Origin of the sequence: Novosphingobium umbonatum, assembly GCF_004005905.1 — a bacterium.
Classification (GTDB): Bacteria; Pseudomonadota; Alphaproteobacteria; order Sphingomonadales; family Sphingomonadaceae; genus Novosphingobium; species Novosphingobium umbonatum.
On the sequence record NZ_SACO01000004.1, the window covers coordinates 399,048 to 421,426 of the forward strand.

20 protein-coding genes are annotated in these 22,379 nt (G+C 62.1%); 6 read left to right on the forward strand and 14 right to left on the reverse strand.

Annotated features, from left to right (window positions below; genetic code table 11):
- Nucleotides 1-24: 24 nt before the first annotated feature.
- On the reverse strand, nt 25-1,665 hold the full coding sequence (hcp, locus tag EOE18_RS08015; RefSeq protein ID WP_127707994.1) for a hydroxylamine reductase: 1,641 nt from the start codon (nt 1,663-1,665) through the stop codon (nt 25-27).
- A 96-nt stretch (nt 1,666-1,761) separates the two neighbouring features.
- Between hcp and EOE18_RS08020 the strand changes: the two genes are divergently transcribed.
- The 5 genes from EOE18_RS08020 (at nt 1,762) to EOE18_RS08040 (ending at nt 6,212) form a co-directional block, all read left to right on the forward strand.
- Nucleotides 1,762-2,160, forward strand: a complete 399-nt coding sequence (locus EOE18_RS08020; protein ID WP_127707996.1) for an RrF2 family transcriptional regulator — start codon at nt 1,762-1,764, stop codon at nt 2,158-2,160.
- A complete protein-coding gene (locus EOE18_RS08025; RefSeq protein WP_246027328.1) occupies nt 2,157-3,266 on the forward strand; it encodes an HPP family protein in 1,110 nt (369 codons plus the stop codon). Before EOE18_RS08020 ends, EOE18_RS08025 begins: the two co-directional genes overlap by 4 nt.
- 61 nt (nt 3,267-3,327) lie before the next feature.
- Nucleotides 3,328-3,780 carry a tRNA (cytidine(34)-2'-O)-methyltransferase gene (locus EOE18_RS08030; RefSeq protein ID WP_127707998.1) on the forward strand — a complete coding sequence of 151 codons (453 nt, stop codon included), beginning with the start codon at nt 3,328-3,330 and terminating at the stop codon, nt 3,778-3,780.
- Nucleotides 3,781-3,904: 124 nt separating this feature from the next.
- On the forward strand, nt 3,905-4,549 hold the full coding sequence (locus tag EOE18_RS08035) for a gluconate 2-dehydrogenase subunit 3 family protein (protein WP_164852703.1): 645 nt from the start codon (nt 3,905-3,907) through the stop codon (nt 4,547-4,549).
- Between the two features lie 13 nt (nt 4,550-4,562).
- Nucleotides 4,563-6,212, forward strand: coding sequence for a GMC family oxidoreductase (locus tag EOE18_RS08040; RefSeq protein WP_127708002.1), 1,650 nt, complete (start codon nt 4,563-4,565; stop codon nt 6,210-6,212).
- Nucleotides 6,213-6,278: 66 nt separating this feature from the next.
- On the opposite strand, the gene EOE18_RS08045 is transcribed toward EOE18_RS08040, so the two are convergent.
- From EOE18_RS08045 to gtdA, 13 genes are all read right to left on the reverse strand, one after another.
- Entirely contained in the window at nt 6,279-7,586 is a 1,308-nt protein-coding gene (locus EOE18_RS08045) for a hypothetical protein (RefSeq protein ID WP_127708004.1), read from the reverse strand.
- A 34-nt stretch (nt 7,587-7,620) separates the two neighbouring features.
- Nucleotides 7,621-9,000 carry an alpha/beta hydrolase gene (locus tag EOE18_RS08050; RefSeq protein WP_127708006.1) on the reverse strand — a complete coding sequence of 460 codons (1,380 nt, stop codon included), beginning with the start codon at nt 8,998-9,000 and terminating at the stop codon, nt 7,621-7,623.
- A 90-nt stretch (nt 9,001-9,090) separates the two neighbouring features.
- The gene (locus tag EOE18_RS08055) at nt 9,091-10,686 is read right to left on the reverse strand and encodes a tannase/feruloyl esterase family alpha/beta hydrolase (RefSeq protein ID WP_127708008.1); all 1,596 of its coding nucleotides are present in this window, start codon (nt 10,684-10,686) and stop codon (nt 9,091-9,093) included.
- A complete protein-coding gene (locus EOE18_RS08060; protein WP_164852704.1) occupies nt 10,686-11,261 on the reverse strand; it encodes a GlcG/HbpS family heme-binding protein in 576 nt (191 codons plus the stop codon). Before EOE18_RS08060 ends, EOE18_RS08055 begins: the two co-directional genes overlap by 1 nt.
- 14 nt (nt 11,262-11,275) lie before the next feature.
- A complete protein-coding gene (locus tag EOE18_RS08065; protein WP_127708012.1) occupies nt 11,276-12,466 on the reverse strand; it encodes a PepSY-associated TM helix domain-containing protein in 1,191 nt (396 codons plus the stop codon).
- A gap of 134 nt (nt 12,467-12,600) precedes the next feature.
- A complete protein-coding gene (locus EOE18_RS08070; protein WP_127708014.1) occupies nt 12,601-14,952 on the reverse strand; it encodes a TonB-dependent receptor in 2,352 nt (783 codons plus the stop codon).
- 44 nt (nt 14,953-14,996) lie between these two features.
- Complete coding sequence (locus EOE18_RS08075) at nt 14,997-15,743, reverse strand: class I SAM-dependent methyltransferase (protein WP_127708016.1); 747 nt, start codon at nt 15,741-15,743, stop codon at nt 14,997-14,999.
- A 148-nt stretch (nt 15,744-15,891) separates the two neighbouring features.
- Complete coding sequence (locus tag EOE18_RS08080) at nt 15,892-17,262, reverse strand: sensor histidine kinase (RefSeq protein WP_127708018.1); 1,371 nt, start codon at nt 17,260-17,262, stop codon at nt 15,892-15,894.
- Nucleotides 17,259-17,924, reverse strand: coding sequence for a response regulator (locus EOE18_RS08085; RefSeq protein WP_127708020.1), 666 nt, complete (start codon nt 17,922-17,924; stop codon nt 17,259-17,261). Before EOE18_RS08085 ends, EOE18_RS08080 begins: the two co-directional genes overlap by 4 nt.
- A 136-nt stretch (nt 17,925-18,060) precedes the next feature.
- Nucleotides 18,061-18,393: an ArsR/SmtB family transcription factor gene (locus EOE18_RS08090; RefSeq protein WP_127708021.1), complete on the reverse strand. Its 333-nt coding sequence runs from the start codon at nt 18,391-18,393 to the stop codon at nt 18,061-18,063.
- 350 nt (nt 18,394-18,743) lie between these two features.
- Nucleotides 18,744-19,379 carry a maleylacetoacetate isomerase gene (gene maiA / locus EOE18_RS08095; RefSeq protein ID WP_127708023.1) on the reverse strand — a complete coding sequence of 212 codons (636 nt, stop codon included), beginning with the start codon at nt 19,377-19,379 and terminating at the stop codon, nt 18,744-18,746.
- Nucleotides 19,372-20,067, reverse strand: a complete 696-nt coding sequence (locus EOE18_RS08100) for a fumarylacetoacetate hydrolase family protein (RefSeq protein ID WP_127708025.1) — start codon at nt 20,065-20,067, stop codon at nt 19,372-19,374. Before EOE18_RS08100 ends, maiA begins: the two co-directional genes overlap by 8 nt.
- Nucleotide 20,068: 1 nt before the next feature.
- Nucleotides 20,069-21,115 (reverse strand): gentisate 1,2-dioxygenase, encoded by a 1,047-nt coding sequence (gene gtdA / locus EOE18_RS08105; RefSeq protein WP_127708027.1) that lies wholly within the window; start codon nt 21,113-21,115, stop codon nt 20,069-20,071.
- A gap of 220 nt (nt 21,116-21,335) precedes the next feature.
- Between gtdA and EOE18_RS08110 the strand changes: the two genes are divergently transcribed.
- Complete coding sequence (locus EOE18_RS08110; RefSeq protein ID WP_164852705.1) at nt 21,336-22,379, forward strand: LacI family DNA-binding transcriptional regulator; 1,044 nt, start codon at nt 21,336-21,338, stop codon at nt 22,377-22,379.

Consider the following 22,379-nt stretch of genomic DNA (forward strand, 5'->3'; position numbering starts at 1 on the left):
TTGCGAGGCAGGCGGGCCATGCCATCATGCGGCCTTGAGCATACGCGCCAGATCGTCCGCCACATCGCCGGTGGGGCGAATGTCGAACTCGTCCACCAACACGCCCAACACTTCCGGCGTCAGGAATTGCGGCAAGGTGGGGCCAAGGTGGATCTTCTTGATCCCCAGATGCAGCATGGTCAGCAGCACGGCGGTCGCCTTTTGCTCAAACCAGCTGATCGCGTAATGCAGCGGCAGGTCATTCACCCCGCAGCCCAGCGCGCCAGCCACCGCCACGGCCACCTGAATGGCCGAGAAAGCGTCATTGCACTGGCCCATGTCCAGCACGCGGGGGATGCCCTGAATGTCGCCCATATCTTCACGGTTGAAACGGAATTTGCCACAGCCCAGCGTCAGCACCAGACTATCCTTGGGCGTGGCCAGCGCCAGATCGTGGAAATAATTGCGCCCCGGACGCGCCCCGTCACAGCCCCCGATCAGAAACAGGTTCTTGACCTCGCCCTTGCCGATCAGATCGAGCAGCGTGTCCGCCACACCCATCACCGTGTTGCGGGCGAAACCGGCGGGAATGCGCTGTTCGGGCGCGTCCTGCGTAAAGCCTTCCAACTCCAGCGCGCGGGCGATGGCTGGGCGGAAGTCATGGCCGGTCAAATGCGGAATCCCGCCCCAACCCACCGGCCCCGTAGTGAACAGCCGGTCGGCGTAGGATTTGATTTCGGGATTGATCAGACAGTTCGAGGTCATGATAATCGCGCCGGGGAAAGCATCGAAATCGCGCTGCTGGTCCTGCCATGCGCCGCCATAATTGCCCACCAGATGAGAATAGCGCTTCAGGCCCGGATAGGCATTGGCGGGCAGCAATTCGCCATGGGTATAGACATTGATGCCCAGACCGGCGGTCTGGCGCAGGATCACTTCCAGATCGCCCATATCATGGCCGGACACCAGAATAGCCTTGCCCTGCACCGGCGTCATGCGGACCATGGTCACTTCGGGATGGCCAAAGCGGGTGGTGTTGGCCGCGTCCAGCAATTCCATCACCTTCAGGTTCAGCGCGCCAATCGCAAGGGACTGCGCCAGCAGCGCCGAAACATCGGTGGGGTCGGTGGCCAGAAAGGCCGCAATGCGGTGGAACTCTGCCGATACGGCCGCTTCTTCATGCCCCAGAACGCGGGCATGTTCGGCATAGGCCGCCGTGCCCTTCAGCCCGTAAAGCACCAGATTGCGCAGGCCGACAATGCTGGGCCCGTCACGGTCCATGAAGCGCTGGATCGCGGCGAAAGGTGCAGCGGCGGCCAGTTCGCTGGCGGTAGTGCCGGGGTTCCATGTGGCCGGTTCGGGCAGATCGGACAGATCCGCGCCCGCCGCAACGGCGCAAGCCTTGGCCTTGGCGCGCATATCCAGCGCCTGCGCGATCAGGGCGGTGAAACGGTCAGCATCAAAATTCACATTGGTCAGCGTGGTGAACCATGCATGGGGCGTAAAAGCATCCACCTCGGCATCACGCGCGCCTTTTTGCGCGGCAAGGCTGGCATAGGCCGAAACGCCCTGCATGATGCGCAACAGCACGTCCTGCATATCGGCAACCGGGGCGGTCTTGCCGCAAGAGCCCACTTTGACCGCGCATCCGCCCTTGTTCGATTGTTCGCACTGCACGCAATACATGATTCTCTCCCGAAAGATGACTTACAAAGTCCACTTATCGGGATGCCACAAAGATTCATTTGAGATGAATCAAATCGCGCGCTAAAGGCAGCAACCATGCAATTGACCCGCCACACCGACTACGCGCTGCGCCTGCTGATCTGTCTGGCGCAGGCCGATGGCGCGCGCATGGCGATTGCCGATGTGGCGCAGGCACAAGACATTTCCCGCACCCATTTGATGAAGATTGCCAACCAACTGGCGCATGAAGGCTTTATCGAGGCCACGCGCGGGCGCGGCGGGGGCATCCGCCTGGCGCGTGATCCGGCCCAGATCAACATTGGCGCGGTGGTGCAGGCGATGGAGCCATCCTGCGGCTTGGTCAGCTGCGCGGGCTGTGGCCTGATCAAAGGCTGCGGCCTGCCATCGGTGTTCGCGCAGGCCCAGCGCGCTTTCTACAACCAATTGTCAGGCCATACTCTGGCCGATGTGATGGGGGCAGGCATCGCCCTGTGATCCGTTTCCGGCCCCTTGCGCATTTTGCCCAGATTGTCGACGTGCAACCGCGCAGCCCCCTCTCGCGCCAAATGGCCGCAGGGCTGGGCGGCGCTTTGGGCATCCTCGTCACCGGTCTGGTGATGCGGCTCTGGCTGGGCGATCCGGCCAGCATCCCGCTGCTGGTGGCGCCGATGGGGGCCTCGGCTGTGTTGCTGTTTGCCGTCCCCGCCAGCCCTTTGGCGCAGCCCTGGGCCATTGTCGGGGGCAATGTCCTCTCGGCGCTTTGCGGGATTTTCTGGATGAAATGGCTGGGCGATCCGGCCTATGCGGCCTGCCTTGCCGTGGCCAGCGCGATCGTGGTGATGAGCCTTGCCCGCTGCCTGCACCCGCCAGGAGGCGCCTGCGCATTGACCTGTGTGATCGGTGGCAAGGCGGTGGTGGCCGCTGGCTGGTCCTTTGCGCTGGTGCCGGTGGCGGCCAATTCCATCCTGCTGGTCACGCTGGGCCTGATCTATAATTCGGCGATCCGCAGCCATTACCCCAACCGCCCCGCGCAATATGTCGCGCCCGGCCCCGAACCCAAAGGCTTTACCATGGCCGATATAGAGGCGGTTCTGGCGCAATATGACGACCTGATCGACGTGCGGACCGAGGATCTGGACGCTTTGTTCCGGAAGGTGGAAGCGCGAAGCTATCGCCGCCTGCATGGCATCATCCGCTGTGACCAGATTATGCAAAGCGGGGTGCCCGCCCTGCATCCTGACCAGAACCTGCAGCAGGCAAGGCTGGAATTGCAGCGCCGTGGCCTGCGCGCCATGCCCGTGGTCGATGAGCAAGGCCATGTCGAAGGCCTGTTGACCGCAGGCCACCTTGGCCCGACGGATGGGCCTTTGACGGTGCGGGAGGTGATGAACCCCTCCCCCTGCCTTGCCGCGCCGGATACGCCGATCGATGAATTGCTGCCCATCCTGTCGGGCGGGGTCTACACCGAGGCGGTGGTGGTGGACGCCAAGGGGCATCTGCTGGGCCTGATCACCCAGACCGACCTGCTTGACGCCCTGTGGCGCGGCCATGTGGCCGAACAGATCGCGCTGCGCGACAAGGGCGCCATCATCGGGACGTAATGGTTCAAAATCCCGCCATCCCCCCTTGCGCGCCCGCCACGCCAAGGCCAAGGAGGCAGCTATGCGGATTGCTCTTTTCGAACCGGAAATTGCCGGAAATGTTGGCGCGGTGATGCGGCTTTGCGCCTGTATGGGCGCAGGTGTCGATTTGATCGAACCAATGGGTTTTGCCTGGGATGACAAACGCGTGCGCCGCACCGCCATGGATTATATCGACCATGTCAGCGTGACCCGCCATGCCGATTTCGCCGCGTTTCAGGCGACGATCGGGTCAAGTCGACTGGTGCTTTTCACCACCAAAACAACGCAATCACCCTATGATTTTGCCTTTCGCCCCGACGACATCCTGCTGTTCGGCAAGGAAAGCGCGGGCACTCCGGCCGACATTGCCGATCAATGCCATGCCAAACTGCGCCTGCCGATGCGGCCGCAGGTCCGTTCGATGAACCTTGCCACCTCCGCCGCACTGGCCTTGGGCGAGGGTTTACGCCAGACGGGCACGCTGCCGGCCTAATCCTGCACAACGATCCTGCGCAACAATACCACGGCAAAGCGCCTGTATGCGCAATTTGCCGCATTCCCTCGCGCGTCTGGCTGGACTTGATAGCCACAAAGTCCTGCAAGATGCGGAGCAGCAAATGGATCATGACAATCCCTCCCGCCGCCAGTTCATGGTGGCGGTCGGCAATCTGGCAAGCGCGGGGTGGATCGCGCTGAATTGGCCCGACATCGCGCAGGCCGCGCAGCCGATGAACCACCATGCCATGCATGGCAGCCATGCGGCGCCCTCTGGCTCTGCGCTCAAACGCATCCTGACCCCCGCTGAGGAAAAGGAAGTGGAGGCCATCGCCAATCAGATCGTGCCGGGCGGCAAAAACCCCGGCGCGCGGGAAGCAGGCGCGATTGATTTCATCAACAATGCTCTGGCCAGCTTCTTTGGCGGGCAACTGCCCTCTTTCCGCGAAGGGCTGTTGGATTTCAACAAGGCCTATTCCGCGGCCTATGGCGCGGAAAAACCCTTTTCCGCCGCGCCCGCCGCGCAACAGATCGACTTTCTGGGCACGGTCGACAAAACGCCCTTCTTTCAGGCCGTGCGCCGCCTCACCGTGCTTGGGCTGATCGCGCTGCCCAAATATGGTGGCAATCGCAACAATCTGGGCTGGACGCTGATCGGGGTGGAGGACAACCATATGTGGGCCCCGCCCTTTGGCTATTACGATCAGGATTACGCGGGCTTCGAGCCCTATCCGGGCACCAAGCCCTACACCGCTGACCCAGCCTGAGCGGAGCATTTCCATGGTAAGCAAAATGTACAAGACCAGCGAGACGGTCGATTTCGTGGTGGTCGGTTCGGGCGCGGCAGGCGGCATTATGGCCCGCGAATTGTCCCGCGCGGGCCATAGCGTGGTGTTGATGGAGCAAGGCCCGCGATTGGGGCCTGACCAATTTGAACATGACGAGCTGAAATACCGCAACCTGTCGGGCATCACCAACAATCCGGCGACCAACCCGCAGAGTTTCCGCCACACGCCGGATGAAACGGCCAAGCCGATGGATGGCCGCAACCCTTTGACCTATGCCCGCGTGGTCGGCGGATCGAGCACCCATTTCAACGCCAATTTCTGGCGTCTGCACGAAATCGACTTTATCGAAGGCAGCCGCTGGGGCCCGATCGAGGGCGCCAGTCTGGTCGACTGGCCGATCACTTACGCAGAACTCGAACCCTATTACACCAAGGTGGAATGGGAAGTGGGCGTGTCGGGTCTGGCCGGTGCCAGCCCGTTCGACCCTTGGCGGTCCAAGCCCTATCCGATGCCGCCGCTGCCGGTGAAATCTTCCGGCGTGTTGTTTGAACGCGGCGCACGCAAGCTGGGGCTGCATCCCTTCCCCGCGCCGATGGCGATCAATTCGGTGTTTTACAAAAACCGCCCGCCTTGCGCCCAATGCGGCTTGTGCGGCGGCTTTGGTTGCGAGGTGATGGCCAAATCCTCCTCGGTATGGACCATGATCCCCGAAGCCGAAGCCACCGGCCGCTGCGAAGTGCGCTCGCTGTCCTATGTGTTCCGCATCGGCATGGACAAGACAGGCCGCGCCACCGGCGTGCATTATTTCGACGGCAAGAAGGTGGAGCAGTTCCAGAAAGCCCGCGCCGTGGTGGTCTGCGCCAATGGTTCGGAAACGCCCAAGCTGCTGCTCAATTCGGCCACCAACGGCTTTGAACATGGCCTTGCCAATTCCAGCGGCGCGGTCGGGCGCTATCTGATGTTCAACAAGGGCGGCGGGGCCATGGCCCGTTTCGAACACCCGCTCAACGAATATAAGGGCGCCAATGTCACCCGCGTCATGCATGACTTCTATGACAGCGACCCCAAGCGCGGTTTCTATGGCGGCGGCGGGTTCGATGCGCGTTCGGGCGGGCCGCTGACATGGGGGCAAAGCGTGCCCAAGGGCACGGCTGCTTGGGGGCAGGGTTTCAAGGAATACCTGGAATCCTATACCTATTGGATGCAATGCGCAGGCCATGGCACATCGCTGGCGCAGGAAAACAACCGCGTGGACATCGATCCGGAATTGAAGGATGCCTGGGGCATTCCGGCCATGCGCGTGACCTATAAGGACCACCCCGATGACGTGAAACACGCCAAATGGCAGGTGGAACGCGCGGTGGAAATCATGGATGCAGCAGGCGCCTCACAAATCGTGCCGGGCGAAGTGGGCGAGGCCAACGGCGGGGTGCATCTTTTGGGCACCTGCCGCATGGGCAATGATCCGCGCACATCCGTGGTCGACAAATATAACCGCACCCATGATGTGAAGAACCTGTTCCTCTGCGATGGGTCCAGCATGGTCACATCGGGCCGTGGCCAGCCCACCCAGACCATCGAGGCGCTGGCTTTCCGTGCCGCCGAATATATCTCGAAATTCGCCAAGGCGAACGAGATCTAGGCGCGATGAAGCATCCCCTGCCTGTCCGGTCAGGCAGGGGATGTTACGCGTCTTTGACGCTTCGGGTCACCGCGCCTTTTGCAAGGCTTGCAGACCTTTGACGATGGCCTGTGGCGCGCATCCGGCCCGCACTGGCGAGCCCATCACGGCATGGGTCGGCTTGGCATAGGCGCCGTCATGCAACACATAGCCTACCGCGCCTGCGGTCATGGTCACCACGCTCACCGGTTGGGGGCCGAGCGCGGTCTTGACCTGCTGCCCCACCAATGTGCCCAGATCCGCCCCAACGCCCGCCAGCGTCACTGGCCCCAAACGCAGCAGCGAAAGCGGGATGATCGCCTCACCATTAGGCACTTCTTCCAAGGAGCCATCCGCATTGCGCTTGCGCTTCACCGCAGGGCACACCGCCTGACCTGACGCGGCGATCAAAGGCGCGCTGTCCTGCATAGCCATCGGTAACTTCAGCGTATCGACCACCGACACAGCCAAGGAACGCGCCTGCACGTCCAGCAAGGCCCAGCCCGCCGCGCCCTCATCCTTGGCCGCCAGCCCTCCGGCGTCGGCCTGCAGGGATTTATATTGGCTCAACTGGTCGCCTTCCGCCCCTGCGGCAAACAGCACCACCGGCGCGGTGCCCCTCTCCTCCAGCAAGGCCGACACCGCACCGGGCAGGTCGCCGGTCACTTCCAGCCCGTCGGGGCGGGTCATGCTGCGAAACATCACCTCGGCATGGGTGGCATAATCCACCAGTAGGGCAATCGGCTTGCCATCTGTGGCCAAGACCCGAACCACATCCAGCGACTTGTCGGAAGGGGCCAAGGGATCGCCGGTCTTGGTGCCGGTGCTGGCCTCGCCATTGTTGATATTCACCCAGCCCTTGCCGCGCGCAAAGCCGATTCGGGCGGGAACCTGCGCCTTGATCGCCTGTTCCACCGCGCTCACCGCTGCCGAACGAATGGCGGCCATATCCTTGGCCTGTTGCGGGCTGGGCTGGTTGCCATGGAAAAACACCAAGGGGTTGGAATGGGTATGGGTGGCAAAGACCAGCACTTGTGCTGGCGCCACGCCCGCTGCCTTGGCCACCGCCTCGACCATGGCGGCGGGTTCGGGCACATTCACATTCTCGATGCTGACCAGCGCCACTTTGTGCGAACCATCGGCCAGCACCAGCGCCCGCACAAACAGCCGGTCATGCACGCCGACAAAGGGCTGATCATGCGGGGAGGATGGCGAGGCGTAAGGGAATGCGTCGGGAGCAGGCGTAATATCCACCTTGGCCGCACCCGCGGACAAGGCGGCCAGCGCGGGCTTGGCCATACCCAGAGCCATGGCCGAACCGGCCAGAACAAGCGCCACACGGATAGTCTGTTTCATTGCTGTAATCCCTGAATATCAGCGCGTAGACCGGTCATGGCAGGAACCGCCCGGCCTTGCTCACCCAGCCGTCGATATAGTCATAGGTGGTCTTGATCGTGTCGCCAAACTGGCCGGGCGTCTTTTCGCAGGGCTTGCAAGGGGTATAGACATGGGTGGCCCCTTCGATGAAGGCTACCGACTTGTCCTTGGATGCGGCATGTTCCCAGATGGTTTCGGCCGCCAGACCTTCCCACCCGCCGGTCATGCCCAAAGCCAGAACGGGCACGCTGATCTTTTCGACATTGCCAACCGGATTGGCATAATTGGATTGCCAGACCACACCCTTGATTTCGCTGGTCTCGCCATAGGAAAATTCGGGCGTGGTGCGCGTGGCATAGCTGGACAGATAATTGTCCACCGTGGTGCGCAAGGCGCCCCGCATGAAGGAGGGCGAGAGGTTTTCCTTGGTCATGGCAGGGCGCAGCGAGCGGATCACCTCCACCGTGGTCGAACCATCGGCATGGAGCAAAATATGCGCCTGTTTCGAGCGCGAGAGCAGGCGCGTATCCTGCGAATACAGCTTGTTGTTGAAACCGATGAAGGAAGCGCCCGCCACGGTGAAGGGTTCGTCATCGGTAAAATCGCCCTTGCCCGCCCTGATCGCGGCAGCACGCGCCTGTGCGGCGGCCAGAATGGCCATATTGCGGCGGCTTTCGGCGGCAAGGAAACTCTTGGTAAAACCGGCGCTATAGGTCGATCCGGTGACCTTGAAGCCGTTCTTGGGGTTAAACATATCCAGCGCGGGATCGAGCAGGGTGCCCTTGGCCACGCCATGGACCGCCGGATCGATGCTCAGCAAGCTCATCGTCGATTGGCCCCAGTTGGAATCGGCCATCACAATGCCATCGGCCTTGGGCAGGCCTTGCAGATTGTCGGGGCAGCGGTGGATCTTCTCCGCGCCCTGACAGGCGGCAACGCCCCCTTCGGCCACCATTTGATAGGCGGTCATCACCGTATTCCCGCCGCTATGCCCGAACAGCAGAACTGTCTTCACGCCTGCGAGGCCGCGCAGATAACCCACGCCCGCCTTGGCCTCCAGCAGCACCTTGTCCAGCGCGCCATCGTCGAAAATGCCGCTCTTGCTGGTCGAATTGTTGGCGCAAAGCACCAGATAGCCCCGCTTTGACAATTCGGTGCAGGCGGAGAAATTGGTATAGTCCCCGCTGGCATGCATCACGAAAAAGGCGATCGAGGATTTCGGTCCCTTTTCTGCAGGTTCAAACAACACGCCCGGCACGCCCGAGGCCAGTCGCACAAAGCGGGCATGTTCGGGCGTCCATGGGGCCTGCTGGCCAAATTGCGCCGATGCCGGGCTGGTCAGAGCCGCCCCCGTCATCATGCCCGCCAAAGCCCAACGCAGAATCGCTTTCATGCTCACCACTCCATCAACATCTTGCGCTTGCCCTAAAGAGGTCAGGGCAACCGAAACTAAACCGTTCAAAGAAAACAATGCCCCGCGCGTTTACGACGGTCGGCAGGCATAGCTGGCCGCATTGGTGACCGGCCCCTTGCCGTCATGCACCGCCACATCGGGATAGAAGCAGAGCGGATAGGTCGCCTTGACCTCGCCCTGCTCCAGCTTGCTGGCCATGCGCGGCTGACGCCCCGCCTTGCGGTCCACCCAGTCATCAATCGCGGCCAATTTGTCCCATGAGTCACAGCCCTCGCCGCCGCCGCAATGGTTCATGCCGGGCATGATGAACAGGCGGGCATAATGGTCGCCCTTGGGCCCGATCCTGTCCTTTACCCGTTCCAGATAGGACACCAGCTCCGCCGGATTATGGTAATCCTGCGTACCGACATAGAGCAGCAAGCGCCCGCCCCGCGCCGCAAAAGCGGTCAGGTCATCATCGGCCATCAACAGGCCCTTCAGCCTGTCGCGTGCCTGCGCGATATCCCTGTTCCAATCGAGCGAGGAGGGTTGCCAATCGGTCCGATTAAACGCGGCATAGCGGAACAGATCGGCCGCATTGGAGAATTCGCGCGTGCCGACAAAGGGCCGCCATTCCAGCTCTGATCCCAGCGCCGGCCCGGGGAAGATCACTCGCCCCGCGCCATCGACCGGCCCGCGATAGATTTGCCGCACCAGCGCGACTTGGCCCATCGTCAGGCAATCGGGCCCATCGGCTCCTTTGCACGCGACAAGCTGCGGATCGAATTGGCAAGCCGCCGGATTTTCCACATAGCCCAGTTGACTGCCCACCGGCCCCGCGCAAGCCTTCATCACCGCGCCATGCAGCGCCGCCAGCTTGCTATCCGACAAAGCCAGCGCCGGATCACGCGACACCAGCCAACCGGGCCACAATTGCGCGGCATTGAAATCGACCAGCGGGTTGGGCGGCGCGCCTGCGACAATGCCATCATAATCCTGCGGGAAACGCTTGGCCTCGATCAGCCCTTGCAAGCCGCCCAGCGAACATCCGATCCAATAGGACCAGCGCGGCGCCTTGCCATAATAGGCCGTGGCAAAAGCCTTGGCCGCCACGGTCATCAGATGGTTGGCGCGCCAGGCATAGTCCTGCAACAATTCGGGCTGGTTCAGCAGGAATTTCCCGCCATGGCCCAGTGGGCCTTCGCTGTCATGGCCTGTATCATTGCCCGCCACAGCATAGCCGCGTGCCAGCCCTGCCTGCATATTGGCCAAGGGCAAAGTGCCGCCCCAGCCAAAATTGCCCACGCCCAGAAATTTCCCGTTCCAGTCATGCGCCGGCAGCCAGATTTCCACCCTGATAGCAGAGACGGGACTAGGCTTCATCGTGGCGCGGATACGGCAGAATTCAGGATTGGGCCCCGCCTGCTGACCGGTGATGCTCATGCCCGCCGACAGGCTCTCGCCCCTTGGCAGGGCACCTGCCGCGACGGCTTTGATCTCCAGACCAACGGCCTTCACCCCCAGCAAAGCACCAGCCTGTTTGGCCAGAGCGCCGCAGCCTTGCACCGGTTGTGCCGGTGGGGGCGGAGGCGGCGGGGGGGTAAAACCGACAGGTGGTGTCTGGGCGTGGACCAGCGACGAAAGGGCCGAAACGACCAGCGCCGCACCATAGGCAAGCGCCCGCATCACAGCCGCCCCTGCACCGCCGCAGCCCCTGCCGCAGCGCAAGCCTCGTCCTGCTGCCCCGTGGCGCCGCTGACCCCGATCCCACCCAGCACGCGCCCGCCCTTTATCAGCGGAACCGCGCCGGGCATGCCCACCATATAGGGTTTGAACGCCGCCAAAGTCGCGCCATCCTGTGCCCGCAACCTTTCCTGCACCACAGAAGTGGGCACGGCGAAAGCCGCCGCCGCACTGGCCTTGCGCGTGCCGGAGAAAATCCTGCCCGGTCGCGCCTTGTCACCGGTCAGCCCGACCAGCAGATTGCCCTGACTGCCCACCACAGCCGCGCCCACGGCAAGGCCATCCTTCGCGCATTGGGCAATCGCGGCCTGTGCAGCGGCCAACGCCACCACCAGCGAGGGCCCTTCAACCAGATCGGGCATGAGCGGCGGCGGAGATCCCGCAGGACGGGGCGGCGCGATCATCGCGCTGATCGGCGGGGGTGGCATATCGCCGGGCAAGGCGGTCACCGGTGCCTGCGCCATGGCAGGCGCGGCCAACACGCATGAAACAGCGGCGAATATCGCTCTACGGCTCATCTGCTTGCCCATCGTCATCCTTTCCAGAAAAAGCCCGCGCGGCCCGTGTCCCGTCGACGGCGCCACATATCGAAATAGATCACCACGCCCGAAACGGTCAGATAGAGCAGCGCCAGACCCGACAGCAGCGTCATCACGCGGGCCGGAACACCCAGCAGATAGCCCGAATGGAAATGCTTCACCCATTCATGAACATTCATGCCAAAGGGGAACTGGCTGTCGGGGTAATGGGGCGCTTCCAGACTCATCGGCGCGCCATTGGCCAGATTGAACACCAACTGGCGGGTCACTTCCTCGCCGGTCACTACGGCCACCTGTTGATAGCCATAATAATTGCGCAGGCGTAGCGACCGCAGGGGAACGTCCTTGTCCGACGCAGCCACGACAGCAACCGCCGCCTTGGCCATGGCGGGCACATGATCCAGCGCCACCAACTCGGCCTCATGCTTGGGTGGGCGGGGCACAAAGGTGTGATAGGTGCTTTCAAACCCCAGCATCGTCCCCGACAGCACCGTGCAGGCCAGAAGCAGCGCGCTGGCTACCGCAATCGAGCGATGCAGCGCCCGCCACGTGCCGCCCGCCTTCCAGAACGGATGGGGCTTCTTGATCTTGCGGCGCATCTGATACAGCGCCCAATAATGCTTGAGGCCGGTAAACATCAGCGCGATCAGCACCAGACCTGCGGCAAATTCGATATAGACCCCCGGCTTGTCACCACGCCATAGCGTAACTGAAGGGCCCCAGAATCGGTGCCATTCCTTCAAGGTCTGGCGCAAGGAGCGTGGCGGATAGGTCGGCTTGACCTCGACGCCTGCCAGCGCCTTGCCGCTGGCCACATCCACCGCGACCATATCCTTGCCATAGCGGCCCTGCCCGATCAGCCGACCATCGACCATGCGCAATTCGACAAAGTCGGGCGCGGCATCGGGCCGCTGTTGGCGCAAACCATCGGCCACGCGCGCCATAGCCTCCGGCACATCCAATCCGGCGGGCAAGGTCTGTCCGCTAAAATCGGCGGCGGTGACCGCATTATAATCGCCATTGCCGAATTTGCCCTCATTGATGGACTGCATCGTCACATCGCTTTCCGGCGCGGCGCGGCCAATGGCCCATAGGTCCAGCGCCTCGATCATGGTGCCGCTGGCTGCCAGATAGAACAGCAACAGGCTTCCCAGAATGGCGATGATGCGGTGGTATTGACGCATGGCTGGTGTGAGTCTCGCATTGCGGCGGACAAAGGCGCTATTTCAAACCCCTGCCCGCCCGATAGAAAAGCGATTGAAGCGGCAAGGACCGGCCCGTAACCTTGGCAAGGGCTGCAAGCCGGTCCTACTCTGCCTCAATATTTGACGGTCAGGCGCGCACCGAACATGCGCGGTTCGGACACGCGCACCGTGGTGCGATCGGCAGTGCCCACGCCAGCCGGATTGATGCCATTGGGCGAACCCAGCAATTGCACCTTGTTTTCCAGATTGCGGACAAAGCCTTCAAGGCGCAGCTTGCCATTCTCGCTTTCATAGGCGAGCGACAGGTCGGTGCGGGTGAAAGCACCCTGACGATACTGGGCGGGCATCACCGAATAGACGCCAGCAAAGGGATTGCCGTCGCCCATCGTGTCGCTGACCAGATAGCCACTGGAATAGCGGCTGTTGACGCGGCCGATGATCCGCGCTCCGTCTTTCAGCTCGAAAGTATGTTCATAGCTGCCCGACAGGGTAAACTTGGGCAGGCGGTCAAAGCGATAGCCGGTCCAGTCCTGACGTTTGCTGTAGATAAAGCCAACCTGAGGGCCGGCCGAATAATGGCCTTCGGCCAAGGTGCTGGTCAGCATCACGCGGTCATGCTTGGTAGGCGTCCAGTTCAGCTCGTTTTCCCAGCCATAGGCCTTGGCAGGCACCAGCGTGGTGTAGATCAACACGCCGGTCGGCAGGCCAGGCAGCGCGGCCAGGAAGGTCACGCCGGTGAACTGATACTTGCTGTAATCGTAATAATAGACCGAGCTGTTGAACTGGAGATTGGGCAACACGCGGCCCTTGTAACCCACTTCATAGGCGGTCAGCTGTTCGGCGCCATAGGTGCCGGTGCCGCTATTGGTGGTGGTGGGATCAACGTCGTTGAAACCGCCTGCCTTATAGCCGGTCGCGATCGAGCCATAGACCATCTGGCGCGGGGTGATCTGGTAATCCACACCCAGACGCCAGGTCAGCTTGCTGTCTTCCTGTGCGCCGACATTGGGGGTGCCATTGGCGCAATAGTTTGGCGGAGCGCAAGGCTTGCCAAAGGCATCGAGCCAACCTGCCGCAGGCGCGCCACCGGCAGCGCGCATGGCGTTGCGATAGAGGCTATCCTTGGAATAGCGCAGCCCCGCCGTCAGTTTCAGACCATCGACCACTTCATAGGTCGATTGGCCGAACAGGCCGGTGCTTTTATGCCCCGTCGGGCCAATGATATGCGGGTTGGGATTGTTGCAGGCCGCCGACAGGGTAGGCGCCGAACAGGTGGCCGTACCGGTCAGCGTCTGCCAGTTCATGTCCTGCTCGTCGATTTTCTCTTTCCAGTAATTGCCGCCGACAACCCAGCTCAGCTTGCCCGGCTTTGCATTGGAAAGGCGGATTTCATGCGAATCCAGCGTAATATCGGCGCGATAATCGCTCCAGGTGTAATTGGCCGTGCCGCCAGCGCCAGCCGGATCGCCCGTGCTGGCAAATTTGTTGTCGCGCGCTTTAAAGAACAGATGCGCGCCGTCATAGGTGACATTGACCGCGCCCACATCAAACGAGATTTCGGCATTCACATTGGCAAAGCGATCGTTCAGCTTGCCCGCCATCGGGTTGTAATAGACCTGACGGGCATAGGCGCTGCCGCTGCCATTGGTCGACAACCAGCGGCTATAGAGCATGCCATTGCTGACATCACCCGTGCCGCCGACATGGCCAAACGTACCCGTCAACAGGAAACGGCCCGTATCGGCAAATTTGAGCAAGCTGGACAGGCGCAGGTTCCAGTTGTTTTCATCACTGAGATTGGCCTGCGTGCCCAAAGCCTTCTGGCCCAGCACCGGCAGCAGATAGCCCTCGCGACGGTTGACGCTGCCTGCCGCACGCACCGCCCAATTGCTGGTCACCGGCAGGTTTACCATGCCTTCGCCGCGCATAGTGTTGAAATTGCCCAGTTCGACCGTGGCGCGTGCTTCCAGCACATCCTTGGGACGCGCGGTGATCAGATTGATCACGCCTGCGGTGGCATTCTTGCCATACAGCGTGCCCTGCGGCCCGCGCAGCACTTCAACGCGCTCGAGGTCAAAGAAGGCGCTGCCCATCATCTGCGGACGGCCCACCGGAATATTGTCCACGGTGAACACCACGCCCTGCTTGCCCTTGGACGACAGGTCAGTGGAGCCAAGGCCGCGCACCGAGATGTTCGGGCCCTGCGAAGCATTACCGATTTCCAGAGCAGGAGCCATATTGCGCAGATCTGCCACCGTGCTGACACCACGCTGGCGCAGTTCGTCGGCGGCAATCACGGTCAGCGAGATCGGGGTCTTGGACGCTACCGATACAGTGCGCTGTGCAGTAACGATGATCTCGCCATTGCTGTCCTTGGCGGGGGCTTCGGCCGCCATGGCGGGGGCCGCGGCCATCAGCGCGATGGCGCTGACCATCATGGCGCAAGTTTGGGTTTGGAATTTCACATTAGTCCTCCCTTTTTGATTATTCGTTTTTGCCTGCCGCCCTTTCAGGGCTTGCGGGCCAGCATCAAAACCGTGTCGAGACGGGTCCAGACCACCCGCGGATCGGCAAAACCAGCCTCGCGCATCGCGGCCAGCTGCATGTCCAGCGTGGGGGTCACAAATTCAGGGTGATGCACCGGCGGCCCTTCGCGCAGCATGGCCAGCCCCTTGCCCACGGCCTGTTCACGCCCACCCTTCAAACGGCGCGCCCAATCGCCTTGGGCACCGGCATGGTCCATAATCACCACCCAGCCGCCTTTGGGCAGCACGGCAAAGGCATGGCGATGGAAGTCGCGCAATTGCTCGGCACTGCGATGGATCGTGACCCAGCTGGACACCAGCACATCCATGTCGGCGGGCAGACATCCCAGCGTAATGTCGCGTCCGGGGCAACCGATGCGATAGGTCACGCGGGGGCCAAAACGGGCAAAGCGACGCTCGGCCACCTTTTGATTGCTGTCGACCGGCTCGGTCCACTGACCCTTGGCCTGCGGGAATTGTTCCAGAAAGGCTTCCAGAAACTCACCGGTGAAGGAACCCACATCGGCAATCGACTTGGGGGCAGGGCCGTCCTGCGCCACGATCAGCGCCGCCAATTGCCGCGCTTCGCCCAGACGGTCATTTACCCCGCCCGGATTGACCGGCTCAAATGGCGTGATGACTGGCACGGACTGAGCCATAGCCGCAGGCGCCAGACATGAAGCGACCAGAGCATAGGCAAGGGCTTTCACCCCTTTGGCGACGATGGACATTGGCTCTCCCCGATTTCGTTGGGGACGGCCTAATTCAAGGCGCCAAACGGAATCCAAACAGGAGACGCACCACGTGTTGTTACCAACTATCCAGGCCGCAATTGAATAAGGCTTGCGCGATGTTCAATAGCGCAGCCCCTTGGGCGCCCTAATCCCTGCGCGGCAAGCGTAGCGTCGCCGACAGGCCGCCCAGCTTGGCAGAGCGCCCCAGATGCAGCGAGCCGCCATAAAATTCGGCTAGCTCACGCGCAATACCAAGACCAAATCCATAGCCCTGCCCGCTCTCGTCCAGCCTTTTGCCATGGGCCAGCGCCTGTTCCACCGCATCGGCAGGAATACCCGGCCCGTCATCCTCCACCGCCAAGGCCAGCATGGGGCCTTCGACACTGGCCACAAGCGCGACCCTGCCTTGCGCATGGCGGCAGGCATTATCCAGCAGATTGCCCAGCATCTCGTCCAGATCGGCCTGATCCACCGCCAGCCTTTGCACCCCGCCCAGTTCCACCGCAAAAGCCAAATCGCGCGCCTCGTGCAGATGTTGCATCGCGCGGACCAGACGCCCCGCCAAACCCGCCACATCGGCCGAGGCGCGCCCCCCCACCATTTGCGCGCCCGAACGCGCCCGATTGAGGTGATGGTCAATCCGCCGCGCCATATCGGCCACCAGTGCCTGCGTCTCGGCATCGGCGCCTTGGCGGGCCAGCCGCAAGGTCAGCGTGGCCAGCGGCGTTTTCAACCCATGGGCCAGATTGGCGACATGGTGTCGGGCATTTTCCAGACCGGTCGCATTCTGGCGGATCAATCCGTTCAATTCATCGGCCAAGGGCGTCAGTTCCTTGGGCCATTGCCCATCGACCTGCGCCGCCTGCCCATCGCGCACCGCCGCCACCGCCCGCCGCAAATCCAGCACGGGGCGCAGACTATACAGCAATTGGGCATAGGCCGCGACCAGCAGCGCGGCGATCGTCACCCCGATGGCCGTCATGGCGGGGCGCAAAGCCGCCGCCATCGGCTCGGTGATCAATTCCTCCGGCGCGGCGACGGTCACCACCACCATCTGGCCATGGGCAGGCAAGAACATCCGCAGATGGCGCGAATGCATGTGCCATCCGTCGCGGACCATGCGCGAGCTATAGATCTGGCCCCAAGCGGGATGTTGATCAGGTTCGGGCTGCTCCACGCCCAGACGGGCGCCGCCTTCCTCCACGCCCAGCGGGCCCTCCACGCGCCAGCCCCATTGCAAAGGCGCATTCTGGAAATGGGGCAACAGATGCAGGCGGCGAGGATCAATCCGGCCTTGCGGGGTCAGCGCCGATTGCAAGGCGCGGATCTGGCTATCCAGCCTTGTATCCAGCGTGCGGGTGACAATGCCGGTCATCAAGGCGCGGGTGGAAAGTGCTGTCAGCGCTCCCGCCACCACAATCGTCAGAGCCGCCGCCAGCAATAGCCGCCCTTTTAACGACAGCACCGGCCATTTCCCGTGCCATGCCAGCCGGAACCGGCCGGTCTCCTCCTTCACTGATCGGGACCACACAGGCGATAGCCCAACCCGCGGACCGTTTCGATCGCCTGCGCCCCCAGCTTGCGGCGGATGCGGCCGATGATCACTTCCATCGACTGGAAATTCACCTCGCTATCATATTCATAGACATGCTCGGCCAATTCCGCGCGTGATACGACCTGATTCTTGCGCAGGATCAGCGCCGCCAGCACCCGCCCTTCAAAAGCGGTGACCTTGAAAGGTTCACCACCATGGGTGAAATTGCCGCTGAACGTATCATAGACCAGTTCGCCGCATCGGATGCGCGGCGAGGCATGGCCCTGCGACCGGCGGATCAGGGCACGCAAACGCGCCACCACTTCCTGCGGCAGAAAAGGCTTGGTCAGGTAATCATCCGCGCCGGCATCAAATCCGGCGGCCTTGTCGCTCCATGTCGAACGCGCGGTCAGCACCAGCACCGGCACCTGACAGCCTTGCGCCCGCCACTGGCTCAACACGCCCAATCCATCCCCGCCCAGCAGGCCCAGATCCAGCACCACCGCATCATAATGCTCGGTACTGCCCAGATGCTGCACATCGTCGCGTGCACCGGCGACATCGACGACGAAATTATCATGTCGCAAGACATGGGCAAGCTCATGCGCCAGACTGGCATCATCCTCGCCCACCAGCACCCGCATTGCCTTGCTCCCTTATCCGTCCGCCGCCATTAAACGAAATCCAGCGCCCAAGCTGTCAGCCAAGCACAAACCGCAAGGCGCGCAAAGTTCGAACAAGGGCAGCAGCTATAAAATTTGGTAGCGGAGAAAGAGCGCCCTAGTCGGCCACACTGTCAGGCAAGGCACCACTGGCATCGCATAGGTCGCACATGGCGTGGATGATGCCCGCCACGATCGGGTCCTTCAAGCGATACCAGCGCACCTGTGCGTCGATACGCACATGCACCAGATCCTCGGAGCGCAACAGCGCGAGATGTTGGGATACCGCCGATTGCGACAGGCCGGTCATCGCCACCAGTTCATTGACCGAAACCTCGCCCTCATCCATCCGGCACAGCATCAAAAGACGCTCGGCATGGCTCATCACCTTCAGCAGGCCTGCCATATGGACCGCATTGGCCTTGAGTTGAGAGAGGTCGGTGGGCTTCATAAGAACGATTACGTGCCAAGAAAAAAGCGCGCCTGCAAGACGGCCTGATGGGCGTTCATGCACAAACTCGTACAAATAGCAGAAGCCATCATCAAAGCGTCTCACATTTAAGACAGGCGCAGAAGGCAAGGCCCTGAATTATCCTGATTCTATCGTCGGCCCATAGTTGGCCACGCATCGGTATGAATAGCCAGCCGATCCATGGCCAGCCGCAAATGATCGCGATTTCATGCACCAAACGCGCTGCGAATCACCAAAGGGCAAGGAATCTAGGGGCCTTTTGTAGCGCCCGGATTGCAGTGCAAAGAGGCATGCGGCCAGCTTAGGTCCCCATGCCTCTCTGTCCAAGCCTATACCGCGTCGGGCTGGTTTTCTGGCCGCGCCGCTTCAAAGGCGGGCAAGGAAAGACATGCCGCCTCGATCGCCAACAGACGCTGCGGGATATCCGTCATCCCAAAACGGCGGGCATTGACCAATTGCGGCACCAGACAGACATCGGCCAGCGTGACATCATCGCCAAAGCAGAAGCGCCCCGCATAAGGCGCGATGAAGGCATCCAGCGCGGCAAAGCCCTCGCCAATCACCCGCGCGCCCCATGCGTTGACGCCTGCCTCATCCTGCCCAAGTCCCCGCACCCAGCCCAGCACTTTCAGGTTCTGGATCGGATGGGTGTCACAGGCGATGATCTGCGCGGCGGCGCGCACCTTGGCGCGCAACACCGGATCGGCGGGCAACAGCTTGGGCCCATCGCGCGTTTCATCGAGATATTCGATGATCGCCAGACTTTGCGTCAGCACCGCCCCGTCAATCTCCAGCGCCGGCACCAACCCTTGCGGGTTGAGCGCCAGAAACGCCGACGAACGCTGCTCGCCATCGCGCAGGCTGTAACTGGCCTGCCGATAGGCAATGCCCTTTAAAGCCAGCGCGATGCGCAAACGATAGGATGCGCCCGAACGGAAAAAGCCGTGCAGCAAAGGCTCAGTCATCAGCCTTGGGCCCCACGGTGACGGTGCAAGGGGTCAATCCCTCCACCGAGATCACGATCTCGTCACCCGTCACCACCGCGCCCACGCCAGCGGGCGTTCCGGTGTAGATCAGATCGCCAGCCTCCAGACGATAGAAGCGCGAGACATAGGCGATCACCTCGTTGACGCTCCAGATCAGCTCGGTCAGATCGGCATCCTGCTTCACCTCGCCATTGACGGTCAGGCTGATGCGGCCCTTGGTGATCTCGCCGGTTTCCGTCAGGGGATGGATCAGGCCCAGAGGCGAAGACTGTTCAACATTCTTGCCCGTATCCCAAGGGCGGCCCTTGTCGCGCGCTTCAAACTGCAAATCGCGGCGCGTCATATCCAGACCGGTGGCATAGCCATAGACATGGCTCAGCGCATCGGCCTCGGCGATGTTGCGGCCGCCTTTACCAATGGCCACCACCAATTCGGCCTCATAGTGGAAATTGGCGGTTTCGGGCGGATAGGCGATGGTCGAACCCGAAGGCACCACCGTATCGGCCCATTTGGTGAAGAAGAAGGGCGCCTCACGCGTGGGGTCCTTGCCCATTTCGCGGGCATGGGCGGCATAATTGCGACCGATGCAAAACAGGCGGCGGACGGGAAAACCCTTGCCTTCACTGGTTTGCGCGATGATCGGAGCGGGGGGAGCAAACAGCGTCATCTTACGATTTCCATTCACGGTAGATTTGCAACTTATCCTGGCTCGCCTTGTCGGAATAGGCGAAAAGCACGAGTGTTTCGCTGGCCTGCAAAACCAGCTCGTTCCACGAAGGCACGACCACAATATCGCGTGGCGACAGCGCGACTTCCCGCCCGCCGACCATAGCGCTACCCCGCCCTTCGACCACGACAAAGATCGTGCCGTCGCTGGATTTGCGCGGCAAGGTTTGCGCGCCCGCGGGAATCAACCGCACATGGGCCGAAATCGTGGGCATCACCGAACCGCCATCGGCCGGATTCACAAATTCCAGCGCATGGCCCAGATGCGGGTCCATTGTTGCATGGGCGGCCATAGCGTCCAGCGCGGGGCGCCATTGGGCATAGGGGTAATGGAACAAGGGTTGATGCGCTGGACGGCGATCGGCCACAGAACCCTGCATCGGCCGCATATTATGCCCATAGCGCGCCAGAGTATCCCCCGCAGGCGCGCTTTCGGGAAAGGCCTTGCCCGAATAATGCTCGGCAAATTGGGCGTCGAATAAACGAACGGTGGGGATGTCCAAGCCGTCAAGCCAGATCATCGGCTGATCGGTCGTGTTGCCATGATCATGCCACTGGCCACCGGGCGTCAGCACCAGATCAAACGGGCGCATAATCGCCTTTTCCCCGTCCAGCGCGGTAAAGGCTCCATCGCCTTCCATCACAAAGCGCAGCGCGCATTGGCTATGGCGATGGCAGGGGGCGATTTCGCCCGGCAGGATCAGTTGCAAACCGGCATAAAGGCTGGGCGTGATCGCCGATTGACCGGCAAGGCCCGGATTTTCCAGAATCAGCACGCGGCGCTCGGCCTTTTCAGCGCTGATCAAATCGCCCGCACGCATCAGATAGGCACGCGCCTCATCATAATCCCAGCGATGCACATGCGCCGCCGAACGGGGAAAAGGGCGCACCAGGTCGGCCAGAGATTCCCACAGAGGTGTCAGATGCGACGGCGCCATGGCCTCATAGAGTTCTTGCAACTGGGCCTGCTGTGCATTGGCCAGCGTCATGGGTAGTTCCTCTCCTGCGCGAACCTTAGCGCGGTTCTGCTCTTGGCTCTGGCGGCAAGTGTGGCGAATTTCGCAGGCCTGTGCAACCGAAAAATTGTAGCGCTATACTTCTTGCGTAGGCGACGCTCGCCATCCCATCTTGCGCAGATGCCCCGTCTATCCTAGCGCTATACCAAAGCGCCGCCCGCCGCGCCGAAAGATTGCGAAGATGGACCCGATCATGCCCGCCACCAAACGTCCAAGATCCCGACGGTCAGGGCAAAGCATCACCATCCAGTCTGTCGCCGATCACGCAGGCGTCAGCCCGATGACCGTCAGCCATGTCCTGAACGGCACCAAATCGGTGCGCGAGAGCACCAAGGCCGCCGTGCTGCAATCGGTCGAGGTACTGGGCTATGTCCCCAATGCCGCCGCGCGTTCACTGGCGAGCGCGCGCTCGCCGCGTATCGGCATCGTCTATCGCAATGCGCAAAACGCCTTCCTGTCGGCCATGCTGGTGGGTGCGCTCAATGCCGCGGCGCGGGCGGGCGCGCAAATCATCATCCGCAAATGCGACGATCTGGCCGCCGCCAGCGCGGTCGAGGCCGTAGGCGCCTTGGTACGCAGCGGCGCGACCGCAATCCTGCTGGCCCCGCCCTATAACGAGATGCTGTCGGGCAATCCGGCTATTGCGGCGCTGGGCGTACCGATGGCGGCGCTGGCCTGCGGGCGGGCGCTGGAGGATATGGATGTGGTGGGCATTGATGAAAGAGCGGCCGCCTGCGACATGACGCTACATCTGCTCGATCGTGGCTATCGCCGCGTCGGCTTTGTCATGGGCGCGGCCACCCATTCGGCCAGCAAGGCGCGTTTCGAAGGCTATGGCGCGGCCTTGGCACAGAGGGGCCTGGCGCTGGACCCGGCTTTGGTTGCGCCGGGGGATTTCACCTTTGAATCAGGCCTCAGTGCTGGCGCTGCCCTGCTCGACCTGCCCCAGCCCCCAGATGCCATTTTCGCCAGCAATGATGATATGGCCGCGGGGGTCATTCTGGCCGCCCATCGGCGCGGTTTGCGCATCCCGCAGGATGTGGCCATTGCCGGATTTGACGATGCGCCCATTGCGGTCAAAATCTGGCCACCGCTGACCACGATCCGGCAACATGTGGATGTGATGGCCGCGCAGGCCACCGACTGGCTGGTCGAGCGCCACCGCGACAGCGATGCCGCCCTGCCCCCGCGTGCCCATTGGCATGGTTATGAACTGGTCATGCGCGAAAGCACCTGA